The organism is Hydrogenimonas cancrithermarum, from assembly GCF_030296055.1.
GTDB lineage: Bacteria > Campylobacterota > Campylobacteria > Campylobacterales > Hydrogenimonadaceae > Hydrogenimonas > Hydrogenimonas cancrithermarum.
The window spans coordinates 882,501-896,174 of sequence record NZ_AP027370.1 but is presented as its reverse complement, the minus strand read 5'-3'; the positions used below and the strand labels follow the sequence as shown (position 1 = coordinate 896,174).

13 protein-coding genes and 1 rRNA gene (1 of these 14 cut by a window edge) are annotated in these 13,674 nt (G+C 48.7%); 13 read left to right on the top strand and 1 reads right to left on the bottom strand.

Annotated elements, in window-relative coordinates; translation table 11 throughout:
* Positions 1-5: 5 nt before the first annotated feature.
* From hisC to dxs, 5 genes are read left to right on the top strand one after another with little or no spacing between them, the layout of a single operon-like run.
* Complete coding sequence (hisC, locus tag QUD54_RS04545) at positions 6-1,118, top strand: histidinol-phosphate transaminase (protein ID WP_286337771.1); 1,113 nt, start codon at positions 6-8, stop codon at positions 1,116-1,118.
* Positions 1,115-2,824, top strand: a complete 1,710-nt coding sequence (gene fliF / locus QUD54_RS04540) for a flagellar basal-body MS-ring/collar protein FliF (protein ID WP_286337770.1) — start codon at positions 1,115-1,117, stop codon at positions 2,822-2,824. The genes hisC and fliF overlap by 4 nt, the downstream gene beginning before the upstream one ends.
* A gap of 47 nt (positions 2,825-2,871) precedes the next feature.
* On the top strand, positions 2,872-3,852 hold the full coding sequence (fliG, locus tag QUD54_RS04535) for a flagellar motor switch protein FliG (protein ID WP_406600585.1): 981 nt from the start codon (positions 2,872-2,874) through the stop codon (positions 3,850-3,852).
* A 1-nt stretch (position 3,853) separates the two neighbouring features.
* The gene (gene fliH, locus QUD54_RS04530; protein ID WP_286337768.1) at positions 3,854-4,654 is read left to right on the top strand and encodes a flagellar assembly protein FliH; all 801 of its coding nucleotides are present in this window, start codon (positions 3,854-3,856) and stop codon (positions 4,652-4,654) included.
* Between the two features lie 16 nt (positions 4,655-4,670).
* Positions 4,671-6,509 (top strand): 1-deoxy-D-xylulose-5-phosphate synthase, encoded by a 1,839-nt coding sequence (gene dxs / locus QUD54_RS04525; RefSeq protein WP_286338006.1) that lies wholly within the window; start codon positions 4,671-4,673, stop codon positions 6,507-6,509.
* Between the two features lie 53 nt (positions 6,510-6,562).
* Here dxs and QUD54_RS04520 read toward each other — a convergent pair whose 3' ends face one another.
* Positions 6,563-7,159, bottom strand: a complete 597-nt coding sequence (locus QUD54_RS04520; protein ID WP_286337767.1) for a peroxiredoxin — start codon at positions 7,157-7,159, stop codon at positions 6,563-6,565.
* Positions 7,160-7,310: 151 nt separating this feature from the next.
* Between QUD54_RS04520 and metK the strand changes: the two genes are divergently transcribed.
* The 8 genes from metK to QUD54_RS04480 all read left to right on the top strand — a co-directional run.
* Positions 7,311-8,468, top strand: coding sequence for a methionine adenosyltransferase (gene metK / locus QUD54_RS04515; RefSeq protein WP_286337766.1), 1,158 nt, complete (start codon positions 7,311-7,313; stop codon positions 8,466-8,468).
* A gap of 73 nt (positions 8,469-8,541) precedes the next feature.
* On the top strand, positions 8,542-8,826 hold the full coding sequence (locus tag QUD54_RS04510; protein WP_286337765.1) for a 4Fe-4S dicluster domain-containing protein: 285 nt from the start codon (positions 8,542-8,544) through the stop codon (positions 8,824-8,826).
* Positions 8,827-8,944: 118 nt separating this feature from the next.
* Positions 8,945-9,358, top strand: coding sequence for a nucleoside-diphosphate kinase (gene ndk / locus QUD54_RS04505; protein ID WP_286337764.1), 414 nt, complete (start codon positions 8,945-8,947; stop codon positions 9,356-9,358).
* A gap of 8 nt (positions 9,359-9,366) precedes the next feature.
* Positions 9,367-9,738 carry a YceD family protein gene (locus QUD54_RS04500; protein ID WP_286337763.1) on the top strand — a complete coding sequence of 124 codons (372 nt, stop codon included), beginning with the start codon at positions 9,367-9,369 and terminating at the stop codon, positions 9,736-9,738.
* 21 nt (positions 9,739-9,759) lie between these two features.
* Positions 9,760-9,912: a 50S ribosomal protein L32 gene (gene rpmF, locus QUD54_RS04495; protein ID WP_286337762.1), complete on the top strand. Its 153-nt coding sequence runs from the start codon at positions 9,760-9,762 to the stop codon at positions 9,910-9,912.
* Complete coding sequence (gene plsX / locus QUD54_RS04490) at positions 9,913-10,905, top strand: phosphate acyltransferase PlsX (protein WP_286337761.1); 993 nt, start codon at positions 9,913-9,915, stop codon at positions 10,903-10,905.
* 14 nt (positions 10,906-10,919) lie between these two features.
* Positions 10,920-11,921 carry a beta-ketoacyl-ACP synthase III gene (locus tag QUD54_RS04485; protein WP_286337760.1) on the top strand — a complete coding sequence of 334 codons (1,002 nt, stop codon included), beginning with the start codon at positions 10,920-10,922 and terminating at the stop codon, positions 11,919-11,921.
* Between the two features lie 525 nt (positions 11,922-12,446).
* Positions 12,447-13,674 (top strand): 16S ribosomal RNA (locus tag QUD54_RS04480) (it continues 301 nt past the right edge of the window).

The following is a 13,674-nucleotide window of genomic DNA, read 5'->3' as shown; positions in this document are numbered from 1 at the left end:
CTAGTATGAAATTCAATCCTGTCATCGAACATCTCAAGGTTTACGAACCGGGCAAACCGATCGAACTGGTCGTCAGGGAGTTTGGCATCGACCCCAAAGATATCGTCAAACTGGCGTCCAATGAAAACCCTCACGGCTGCAGTCGGAAAGCAGCCGATGCAGTGCGAAACGCAGCACATTTGATGTACCGCTATCCCGACGACACGATGACGGCTCTCAAAACGGGCCTTTGCGACCGTTTTGGCATCGGCTCGGAGAATCTGATCGTCGGTGCGGGAAGCGATCAGATCATAGAATTCGCCTGTCATGCCAAACTCTACGGCGGCGCGAAGATTCTGCAGAGCGAAATCACCTTCGCGATGTATCAGATCTACGCCGCGCAGTGCGGGGCCGGTGTCATCAAAGCACCGGGGATCGCTCACGATCTCGATGCGATGTACCAACTTTACAAAGAGCACGAGCCTGAGATCATCTTCATCTGCGCACCCAACAACCCGACTGGAGACTGCCTCAATCGGGTCGACATCGAAAACTTCATCGAACGGATCGACCATGACACGCTGGTCATCGTCGATGGAGCGTATCAGGAGTATGCGGCATTCAAAAATCCGGACAAAGCGCTCGACCCAGCCAGGCTGATCGAAAAATTTCCGCATGTACTCTACCTTGGAACTTTTTCGAAAGCGTACGGATTGGGTGGTATGCGGGTAGGCTACGGGATCGGCTCGGTTGAGATTGTTCGTTCGCTCTATAAGTTGAGACCTCCGTTCAATGTAACGACGCTTTCGCTGATAGCGGCTGAAGCTGCGCTCGAGGATCAGGCGTTCGTCGAAACGAGCCTGGCAGACTGTTTTGAACAGATGGCACGGTATAGAGAGTTTGCAACAGCACACGGAATCGAGACGATAGAGAGCTACACCAATTTCATCACCTACCTTCTGGATGGAGTCAGCGACTCGACACATATCGCCGATGCGCTGCTGCGGCAGGGTATCATCGTGAGAGATCTCAAAGGATATGGTCTCAATGCCATTCGGATCACGATTGGGAAAGCGGATGAAAACAGCCGGTTTTTCGATGCGATGCAAAAGTTGATAATAAATAGTGGGAACCGATGAATTTCAAAGATCTGGCGGCACAACTCACACGCCTCTATGAAAAACTGAACAGAGCCCAAAAACTTGTCATCGTAGGAACACTGTTCGCCGTTATCGGTTTTATCGTCTTTCTGATTCTCTATACATCTTCCGCGCGCAGCAACAACTATGCCGTCTTGTTCGACCATCTCTCTTCCAAGGATGCAGGGCTGATTATTCAGGAGCTGGAAAAGGAGGGGATCCCTTACAAAATACCGCAAGATGGTGTCATCGAGGTCCCCAGAGAGAGAGTCTACAAAGTTCGTATCAATATCGCGTCCAAAGGCTTTCCGAAAGAGAGCCATGTCGGTTTCGAACTTTTCGATCAGCAGCAGTTCGGTTCGACCGACTTCGATCAGAAGGTGAAATTTTTGCGCGCACTCGAAGGGGAGTTGGCGAGAACGATTCAGAGTCTGCAGCCTATCGAACGCGCTTCGGTACATCTGGCACTGCCGAAAGAGAGTGTGTTCGTCTCCAAACAGACAGCACCGAGTGCTTCGGTGGTCGTTAAGAGTGCCGACGGTATGCGGCTTTCACGCAAACAGATCCTGGGTATCAAAAATCTTGTAGCGGCAGCCGTCCCCAATCTCAAACCTGAAAACGTCAAAATCGTCAACGAATTCGGAGAGCCTCTGAGCGAGGCGGGGGAAGATGGGAGCGAAGGGGAGCTGGCTAAGCTTCAGATGCAGTATAAAAATCGCTACGAAAAAGTGTATGAAGAGAAAGTCGTCGACGTTCTGGCACCTTTTATCGGTGGAAAAGACCGGGTCGTCGCCAAGGTGACGATCGATTTCGATTTCGCGAGACGAAACAGTGTAGAAGAGCGGTATGACCCTGAAAATGTCGTACGAAGCGAACAGAGCATGGAAGAGAAGCGAGAAGGGGTCGCACCCGAACAGGTTGGAGGTGTTCCCGGTGCTGTAAGCAATATCGGCCCCGTTCAGGGTATCGAGTCAGAAAAATCGAAACAGAAATATCAAAAGTCGACGACGACAACCAACTATGAGATCTCCAAAACCGTTTCCAATATCAAAGGTCCTTTCGCTTCTATAGAGAGGGTGACGGCGGCCGTGGTTGTCGATGGAAAATATGTGCCGGGCGAAGATGGTGTTCTCAAATACGAGCCGCGAAGTTCCGAAGAGATCGAGAGGATCAGCTCTCTTGTCAAGCAAGCCATCGGTTTTGATCCCAGACGCGGCGATCAGGTGACGGTTTCCAACTTCAAATTTGAAAGCACGGCCCAGAGTCTCGTATCCACTCCTTACAAGTCAGCGGTCTCGACCTTCTATGCTTACATCGAGCCTGTCGTTCCGATTCTCAAATATCTGATTCTTTTCTTGATTCTCTTTCTCTTCTATAAAAAAGTCATCGTTCCTTTCAGTGAGAAGATGCTCGAAGTTCCCGTCGAGGAGGCACCGGAGGGTGAGACTGTCCTCCATCTTGACGAAGAGGAGCATGAATCGCTTACGGAGAAGTTTACCGAAATGCGGAAAAAGGTCGAAGAGCAGCTTGGATTGGGAGAAGAGTTCAGTGAAGATGAGCTTAAATATGATATATTGCTCGAAAAGGTCAAAGAGATGGCCGAAGAGAGAACCGATGAATTTGCAGCACTCATCAATGCGCTGATTCGCGATGAAAGCGAACTGGAACAGAATACCGCCAGTAATATCAAAAAGGAAACATCGTGAGTGTACAATTGACACCACAACAGCAGGCACAGCTCGAAGAGCTTTCGATGGCGGAAAAAATCGCCATCTTGTTGATTCAGCTTGGAGAAGAGATTACAACCAGCGTATTCGCACATCTCGATATCGAAGCCATTACGGAAATTTCCAAATATATCGCGATGGCCAAAACGATCGACAGACCTGTAGCGATGGCGATTTTGGAAGAGTTCCATGCCATCATGCAGTCCAACCAATACCTCAGTACCGGCGGGCTCGACTACGCCAAAGAAATTCTCTATAAAGCCCTTGGGCCCGAAGAGGCAAAAAAGATTATCGATCGTCTCTCCAAGTCGATGCAGAGTACGCAGAGTTTCAGTTTTCTTTCCAAAATCAAGCCTCAGCAATTGGCCGACTTTATCGTCAATGAACATCCTCAGACGATCGCTCTCATTCTGGCCCATATGGATCCCGGCGACGCAGCGAACGTATTGAGTTTTTTCGAAGACGACCTTCGTGCGGTTATCGCGATGCGAATGGCCAATCTCGGTGACATTTCTCCTCAAATCATCAAGCGCGTTTCGACGGTTTTGGAGAGTAAACTCGAATCGCTCGCGAGCTACAAGGTGGAAGTGGGCGGACCAAGGGCCGTCGCCGATATTTTCAACCGATTGGGGCAGAAAGCTGCAAAATCGACACTGGTACAGATCGAGCAGCTCGACGAGAAGCTTGCAAGTTCGATCAAAGAGATGATGTTCACGTTCGAAGATATCGTCAATCTTGACAACAACGCGATCAGGGAGATTCTCAAAGCCGTCGATAAAAAAGATTTGATGCTGGCACTCAAAAGCGCACCTGAAGAGCTTAAAGAACGTTTCTTGTCGAACATGTCGCAGCGTGCACGTGAAGCGTTCGAAGAGGAGATGCAGTTTATGGGTGCGGTGAAGGTTAAAGAGGTCGAAGGGGCGCAGCGTAAAATTGTCGAAGTCGTCCAGAAACTTGCAGAAGAGGGTGTTGTAAGTATCGGAGAAGCCGAGGAGATGGTAGAGTAGTATGGAAACCGTTATTCCGCCTGATAAAATAAGTGGCCATGTCATACAGAAATATCACTTCAAAGTGCTTGCCGAGGAAAAAGAAGAGAGAGAAGAGACCTCTTGCGATCGGGAGCGGGAAGATGTAGAACCGATTCAAAAGGGTTCCGTAGATTCTCATGATACAATGCCGGCACATGGAAATGCGGAGCCCGAACGTGATGCGGTCGTAGAGCAGATGCTGAAAAAGGCGGATGAGCTTTCCGGTAACCTCGTCAAGATGCAGATGCAGCTTGAGAAACAGCAAGAAGAGTTTGAAAGACGTCTGGAAGAAGAGCGCACAAGAGCGTTTGAAGAGGGGGAAAAAGCTGGCCGTGACGCGTGCTCACGGGAGATGGAACATCAGGTTGAAGAGCTTCGGACAAGGTTGGTGGCAACCATTGAAGCACTTGAAACAAGCCGGCAAATGTTTATGAAAAAGGTCGATACGATCGAAGAAGAGTTGATAGAAACGGCATTGGACCTGGCGAAACAGGTAGTGGCGAAAGAGATACAGAACGACTCCAAAGAGGTCGCGCTCCGTCTTGCCAGACTGCTGCTCGCAGAAGTCAAAGATGCCGCAAAAATCACACTCAAAGTCAACCCGAACGATTATGACTATATCAAAGAACATCTCGAAGCGTCCCAAAATATCGAGATCGTTCCCGATCCTGTCGTCGGTATGGGAGGCGTTATCATTTTAAGCGACATTGGAAATATCGACGGTGAGATCATGCACCGTTTTGAAAGAATCAAAGAGGCGGTTTTCGGAACCGTCAAGTAGGGGGAGAGTGATGTTTATGAAAGAGATCAAGCAGATGAGTGTGCCGCAACTCGAGGAACTCGCAGCGAAAATAAGGGAACGGATTCTCGATGTGGTAAGCCGTCATGGTGGCCACTTGAGTAGTACGCTCGGTGCGACCGATCTGATTGTCGCGATGCACTACGTTTTCGACGTGGAGAAGGATCCTTTTATTTTCGATGTCAGCCATCAGGCGTATGCGCATAAACTCTTGACGGATCGTTGGGATGCTTTTGAGACACTGCGTCAATTTGGGGGCATCAGTGGTTATACGAAACCGAGCGAGTCACCCTATGACTATTATGTGGCGGGTCACAGTTCCACGTCTGTTTCACTCGCCGTTGGCGCAGCCAAAGCGATCAAACTTCGCGGAGAAGAGGGTAGACGCATACCCGTTGCAATGATCGGAGACGGCGCGATGAGTGCCGGAATGGTTTATGAAGCGCTCAATGAGCTTGGGGACCGCAAATATCCGGCCGTCATCATCCTCAACGACAACGAGATGAGCATCGCCAAACCAATCGGAGCGATAAGCCGTATTCTCTCACAGGCGATGGCAGGGCCTTTTTATCAGCGATTCAAAGAGCGGACGGAAAAGATGCTTGAGCATCTACCCGAATCGGCACGCTATGTGGCCAAGCGCATGGAAGAGGGAATACGCATGATCACTCCGGGTATACTTTTCGAAGAGATGGGATTGGAGTATATCGGCCCGGTTGACGGACACAATATCGAACAGCTTATCGAAACACTCAAGATGGCGAAAGAGTTGCAGAAGCCTGTCATCGTTCATGCCCAGACCACCAAGGGAAAGGGGTATGAGATTGCCGAAGGGTACTATGAACATTGGCATGGTGTGGGACCGTTTGACAAAGTGACGGGAAAAAGTTTGAAAAAAGGTTCCAGGCCGAGCGCTACACAGGTTTTCAGTGACAAACTTTGCGAACTGGCATGCAAAGATGAGAAGATCGTCGGTGTCACGGCAGCGATGCCGAGCGGTACCGGTATGAAGCAGCTGATGGAGAAATTTCCGGAACGCTTCTGGGATGTCGGCATCGCCGAACAGCATGCCGTCACTTCGATGGGGCCTTTGGCCAAAGAAGGGTATAAACCTTTCGTCGCAATCTACTCTACCTTTCTGCAGCGTGGTTACGACCAGGTGATTCACGATATCGCTTTAATGAATCTGCCGGTTGCATTTGCGATCGACCGAGCCGGTATCGTCGGAGAAGACGGTGAAACACATCAGGGAGCGTTTGATATCAGCTACCTGCGGGCGATTCCAAATATGACGCTTTTTGCACCCAGGGACGATGCGACGCTGGAGCTCGCGGTGGAGTATGCAGGATCGTTTCCGACGCCGTGTGCCTTCAGGTATCCACGCGGCGCCATGATGCTTGAAAACGGAAGCTATCCGGCTACGCCGTTCGAGCTGGGCAAAGCCGAGTATCTCGAAAAAGAGGGAGAGATTCTTCTGATTGGTTACGGCAATGGCGTCGGGCGTGCCGTAGCCGTCAGGGAATATTTGAAAAATTCCGGTATCAATGCGGCCGTATTGGATCTTCGCTTCGTCAAACCGATCGATGTCGAGGCACTTGAAATGGCTGCCAAGCGGTTCCAGCATTGGTTTGTTTTCAGTGATGGTGCAAAAATGGGCGGTGTCGCCTCTGCCATAGCAGAATCGCTGATGCCCGAGACACTGAAGAGCATTCTCCTCCACTCTTTTGAGTATGATGACAAATTTATACCGCATGGCAATACAAAAAAGGTCGAAGAGTCGATGGAGCTGTTGCCAGAGCAGATCAAAGAGAAGATCGTTTCGATTGTTAAAGGTTAGAAGATAAGAAAAGGCAGCCGGCGGAGAGCCGGCTGTCGGGAACCGGATAGAGCTTACAGCTCCTCCGCATGTTTTGCGAGGTATTCTGCAACACCGTTCGGGTCCGCTTTCATACCTTCCTCTCCTTTGTGCCATCCTGCCGGGCAAACTTCGCCGTACTCGTTTGTGAAGTGCATTGCATCGATCATGCGAAGCATTTCGTCGATGTTACGTCCGAGTGGGAGGTCGTTGATGACGGCATGGCGGATGGTTCCATCCGTATCGATCAGGAATGACCCTCGGAGTGCGATGCCACCGTCAAGAAGCACATCGTAATCGGCTGCGATCTGCTTGGTAAGGTCGGCTACGAGCGGATAGCGAACCTGTCCGATACCACCTTTTTCCACCGGTGTGTTTTTCCATGCCAGGTGGGTGAAGTGTGAATCGACGGAACATCCGATGACATTGATACCGCGACTGGTGAATTCATCGAGCCTGTGGTCGAATGCGATGATTTCGGACGGGCATACGAATGTGAAGTCGAGTGGATAAAAGAAAAGGACGGTTCCTTTTTCTCCAAAGTTTTCGTAAAGGTTGAAATTGTCGACGATTTCGTTATTTCCGAGGACTGCATTGGCAGTAAAGTCAGGTGCTTTTTTTGTTACAAGCATGAGTTCTCCCTTGATAAGTTTTCTAAACAAAAAAATTATAACATACTATGGTGTCAAAGCTACATTATGAAAATGGATTAATCTTTTACATACATTACGATATAATCCACCGAAAATCAGAGCAGAGTGCTTATTTTAAAAGGATTTTAGAGTGCCTAAAAACTATCTTTTTACTTCCGAATCGGTGACGGAAGGTCATCCGGACAAAATGGCCGATCAGATCAGTGATGCGATTCTCGACTATATCATCGAACGCGATCCCAATGCGCGTGTCGCGTGTGAAACACTCCTCTCGAACGGTTTTTGCATTATCGCCGGAGAACTCAAGACAACAACCTACGCGCCAATGCAGGATATCGCCAGAGAGGTAGTCCGCCAAATCGGATATACCGATGCGCTATATGGCTTCGACTATCGATCGGCCGGTGTTTTGAATGGCATTGGCGAGCAGTCACCCGATATCAACCAGGGTGTAGACCAGAGCAGTGGTGAGATCGGTGCGGGAGATCAAGGATTGATGTTCGGATATGCGTGCAAAGAGACACCCACATTGATGCCACTTCCAATCTATCTGGCACATCGCCTTACCGAAGGGCTCGCTCAGGCCAGAAAAGACGGTACTCTTCCTTTCTTAAGGCCAGACGGAAAAGCGCAGGTAACGGTGGAGTATATCGATGATAAACCGCACAAAGTGAAAACGATCGTCGTTTCGACACAACACGATCCGGATGTGCCGCACGAAAAATTGAAAAATGCGGTGATCGAAGAGCTGATCTATAAAGTCATTCCCGAAGAGCTGATCGATGAAAATATCGTCTATCATATCAATCCAACCGGAAGATTCGTGATCGGTGGTCCGCAGGGTGATGCCGGATTGACGGGGCGAAAAATCATTGTCGATACCTATGGTGGAAGCTGCCCCCATGGTGGAGGGGCGTTCAGTGGCAAAGATCCAACAAAAGTGGATCGTAGCGGGGCGTATGCCGCACGCTATGTAGCGAAAAACCTCGTTGCCGCCGGAGTATGCGAAAAGGCGACGATTCAAATTGCGTATGCGATTGGAGTCGTTGAACCTGTATCTGTTATGGTCGACACGCACGGTACCGGAAAAGTACCTGAAGAGAAGATCGAAGCAGCTGTCCGTGAGCTGTTCGATTTGACGCCGAAAGGCATTATCGAGACACTTGATCTATTGCGTCCGATCTATCGAAAAACGGCTACTTATGGGCATTTCGGACGAGAACTTCCCGAGTTCACATGGGAAAAAACAGACAAAGTCGAAGCGATAAGAAAGAGTCTTGGTCTCTAGGCGAGCCATTTAAATACTTTTTAAAAATGTTGTGTTATAGTACGGATGATTAAATCTTGAAAAGGAGCTTGAAATGGCTGTATTGATTACTGATACGTGTATTAACTGTGGTGCTTGTATTGATGAGTGCCCGGTTGAAGCGATTGTAGACGATGAGGACAATCCGACAGGAGAAGAGATCTATTATGTCTATCCTGACAAATGTGTCGAGTGTGTAGGCTACCATGACGAGCCTGCATGTGCGACAGCATGTCCGACGGAGGGATGTATCGTATGGGATGTTTGTGCCGAAGGGGCAACATGCCGTGACGATATTTCCGAAGAAGCACGTACTGAGCATCAGCCGGTTGTAGAGTAATCTTCATCGAAAGAGGAGTCTGTTCTCCTCTTTCAACTCAAACTACTTCTTTCTTTTAAAAAATCTTAAACAACATTCCTGTATAATTCCACCCATTTTACTATTTGGAGATATCCCCATGGAGCGAACGCTTTCTATTATTAAACCCGACGCCGTCAAAAAAAATGTTATCGGCAAGATCATCGATCGTTTTGAGAGCAACGGTCTTCGTATCGCTGCAATGAAGAAATTGCAGCTCAGCGAGCAGGATGCAGGCGAGTTTTACGCTGTGCACAAAGACCGTCCTTTCTTTGGCGAACTTGTTGAGTTTATGACAAGCGGTCCGGTGGTTGTTATGGTTCTCGAAGGTGAAAACGCTGTTGCGAAAAACCGTGAACTGATGGGTGCCACCAATCCGAAAGAGGCTGCCCCCGGAACCATCCGTGCGGACTTCGCCGAAAGTATCGATGCCAATGCCGTTCATGGCAGCGACAGCCTGGAAAATGCAAGGATTGAAATAGCATTCTTCTTCGCCCAAAGAGAAATTCACTAAGGGATCCGATGCAAATACTTCTGCGTAAAATCCGAGAGACGGAAAGCCCGTTTTCAATAGAAGAGAATGGTGTCCGCTGTTTCGGAAAATTTTGGCGCAGTGGAAAGCATCGGGCTGAGATCGAAGGAAAAATCGAGGGAGAACTTCCTCTTTCCTGCGATCGGTGTGGTGAGGAATATGTCGAGCATGTCGAAGAGCCATTTCATGTCGAAATCGTCGATCGTCCGCTTAAGGTGGATGAATCGCTTGATGTGATAGAATGTCTGGACGGAATTGTCGACTTCGACGCAATATGCAAAAGTGAAATCGCTTCGATTCAGAGCGAATATCATCTGTGTCCCGGATGCAGAGACAAAGATGAGTTTGAAATAGAATTTTGATAAAAACCAAGGAGAAAAATTATGGCAGTACCTAAGAGACGTAACAGCAAAACACGTGCAGCAAAACGTAGAACACATTACAAACTGACACTTGCCCGCCCGATAAAAGATAAAGACGGTACATGGCGCATGCCTCACCGCATGAACAAGTTTACAGGTGAATACAAAGCCTAAATGGTTCGCATTGCCATTGACGCAATGGGTGGTGACTTCGGCCACTACCCTATTGTAGAAGGTGCGATATTCGCACTGAAACAGAAAAAATTCCTTCCTATATTTGTAGGCGACGAGAGTAAAATTGCGCCGCTCATCCCCAAAAAATTCAAGGATAAAGTAGAAATCGTCCACTGTGACGATGTCATCGCGATGGATGAACATGCCACCGATGCCTTGAAACGCAGGGACTCCTCTATTTATATCGCTGTCGATCTCGTACGTCAGGGAAAAGCCGATGCGGTTGTGTCCGCTGGACACAGTGGAGCGACAATGAGTTTGGCAACGCTGCGGATCGGACGGATTAAAGGTATTTCTCGTCCCGCGATTGCGACATTTATGCCAACATCCATAAAGGATAAGCAGACGATCGTACTCGATGTGGGAGCCAATGTCGATTGTGATGCCAATAATCTTTTCCAGTTTGCGGTAATGGGTGATGCCTATGCCAACAAGGTACTTGGATGTACCAAAGCAAAAGTCGGGCTTCTTTCCAATGGCGAGGAAGCGACGAAAGGGAACGAGGTAACAAAAGAGGCCTATACACTGATCAGTCAACTCGACAGTTTCGTCGGTAATGTAGAAGGCGGGGATATCTTCAACGGCTCGGTCGATGTCGTGGTATGTGACGGATTCGTGGGCAATGTTCTGCTTAAGACAAGCGAGGGTGTGGCCGAGACGATCAGCCACTATCTCAAGTCTGAGATCAAACACTCTCCTGTGGCCATTGCAGGTGCTCTGCTCATGAAGCGAGTTTTCCGCAAACTCAAAAAACAGATCGATTATGCCGAGTATGGTGGTGCTCCACTGCTGGGTGTAAAAGCATGTACGATAATAAGCCACGGCAAAAGCAATCCCAAAGCGATCAAGAATGCGATGTTTCAAGCCATCCGTTTTGTGGAGTCGGATGTTAACGAAGCGATTCGGACACGCCTTGAGAGTATGAACGGTTAAAAGGTAAACACACAATGTATGCTGCATTAAAATCGATTGGTGCCTATATTCCCAAAAAAGTTTTGACCAACAAAGATTTCGAATCGATGGTCGACACAACGGATGAGTGGATTACAAAGCGAACGGGTATCAAAGAGAGACACATCGCTGCTGAAGATGAACTGACCAGTGACATGGGTGTCGAAGCGGCGAAAGTTGCGATCCACAGAGCGGGGCTCAAAATCAACGAAATCGATATGATTGTCTGCGCCACTATTTCACCTGATTACTTCTGTATGCCCTCGACGGCTTGTGTCATAGCTTCAAAACTGGGCCGAACCAATGTGACCGCATTCGATATATCTGCAGCATGTACCGGATTTATCTATGCTCTTGCCATAGCCAAAGCATTTATAGAGTCGGGAATGAAAAAAAACGTTCTTATCGTGGGAGCTGAAAAACTGAGCTCGATTGTCGATTATACCGATCGTACCACCTGTGTCCTGTTTGGAGATGGTGCAGGTGCCGCTGTCGTCAGTGCCACCAGAAAAAAAACGGAGGCCATCACGGATATTCATGTCTCCGCTGACGGCAATTATGGTGACCTTCTTATGACACCGGGATGCGGTGTCAAAAACCCTTGCTCTGAAAAAGTAATCGAAGAAAAATTGTGTACGATGAAGATGAAAGGGAATGAAACTTTCAAAATCGCCGTTCGCACACTCACGAGCGATGTCGTCAATATTCTCAATGACAATGAAGTATCGGCGGAAGATATCAAACATTTCATTCCTCACCAGGCAAACTATAGAATTATCAAAGCGGTCGGAGATGCACTGAAGCTCACCAAGGAACAGGTGGTTCTTACAGTCGAAAAATATGGCAATACCTCCTCTGCATCCATTCCTATGGCGATGAATGATATCTGGGAGAGCGGAAGACTTCAGCATGGCGATACGATGCTGCTTGATGCTTTCGGCGGTGGATTGACATGGGGAAGCGCTCTACTCCCATTCGCCGGCAAGTCGGCTAACTGAATCTACTTTTCGTTCACTACTTCATTGAAGCCTTTCGCAGGCTTCAAACCAAATCATTTTCATTCAATACATTCCTGAAATAGTCTGTACATTCGTCCCTTCTTTAAACTCAACCTTTTACCTTTTCATTGCCACCCGGGCAATTTCGAATATTCTATGCATGACAGCGAATCGATATATCGATATATTGCAAAATTAGGAGAATAAAATAGGTTGTGATCCCTCCCCAAACTGAACACTATTATATAGGTAGAGATCAAGATGAAATAAAAAATTTCCAAAATTTCCAAAAATTTCTCCAAAAACCCTTGACAAGGAGAGTGTATGGTGCTATAATTCCCGTCCACAAACGATGGAGCCCTTGAGTAAGGGACTTCGAGAGGTCGTGAGTGAGTCATTTGCGAGAGTGACAGACGAGATCTTTGACAACCAAGTAAGAGATAAGTAAGAACCTTTGAGCTTTTAAGCTTTTGTGACTTTCAAGTAAAAGTCAACACAAACAGTCGACAAGGTTTAAATTGTCCATTTATGGAGAGTTTGATCCTGGCTCAGAGTGAACGCTGGCGGCGTGCCTAACACATGCAAGTCGAACGAGAACGGCTCGATGAACCTTCGGGGGATTCGAGTGTCAGCTAAGTGGCGCACGGGTGAGTAATGTATAGGTAACATGCCCCTTGGAGGGGGATAACAGCTGGAAACGGCTGCTAATACCCCATATTCCTATAGGACGTCAAGTCGTATAGGGAAACGGTTTATTCCGCCAAGGGATTGGCCTGTATCGTATCAGCTAGTTGGTGGGGTAATGGCCCACCAAGGCGATGACGCGTAGCTGGTCTGAGAGGATGATCAGCCACACTGGAACTGAGACACGGTCCAGACTCCTACGGGAGGCAGCAGTGGGGAATATTGCACAATGGGGGAAACCCTGATGCAGCAACGCCGCGTGGAGGATGACGCATTTCGGTGTGTAAACTCCTTTTCTGTCGGAAGATAATGACGGTATGACAGGAATAAGCACCGGCTAACTCCGTGCCAGCAGCCGCGGTAATACGGAGGGTGCAAGCGTTACTCGGAATCACTGGGCGTAAAGGACGCGTAGGCGGGTTCGTAAGTCAGGTGTGAAAGCCCACGGCTCAACCGTGGAACTGCACTTGAAACTGTGAACCTAGAGTCTGGGAGAGGCAGATGGAATTGGTGGTGTAGGGGTAAAATCCGTAGAGATCACCAGGAATACCGATGGCGAAGGCGATCTGCTGGAACAGTACTGACGCTGAGGCGTGAAAGCGTGGGGAGCAAACAGGATTAGATACCCTGGTAGTCCACGCCCTAAACGATGAATGCTAGTCGTTGGGATGCTTGTCATCCCAGTGATGCAGCTAACGCAATAAGCATTCCGCCTGGGGAGTACGGTCGCAAGATTAAAACTCAAAGGAATAGACGGGGACCCGCACAAGCGGTGGAGCATGTGGTTTAATTCGAAGATACGCGAAGAACCTTACCTGGGCTTGACATCCCGAGAATCCCTCAGAGATGGGGGAGTGCTACTTTTGTAGAGCTCGGTGACAGGTGCTGCACGGCTGTCGTCAGCTCGTGTCGTGAGATGTTGGGTTAAGTCCCGCAACGAGCGCAACCCTCGTCCTTAGTTGCCAGCAGTTCGGCTGGGCACTCTAAGGAGACTGCCTGGGTAACCAGGAGGAAGGTGAGGACGACGTCAAGTCATCATGGCCCTTATGTCCAGGGCGACACACGTGCT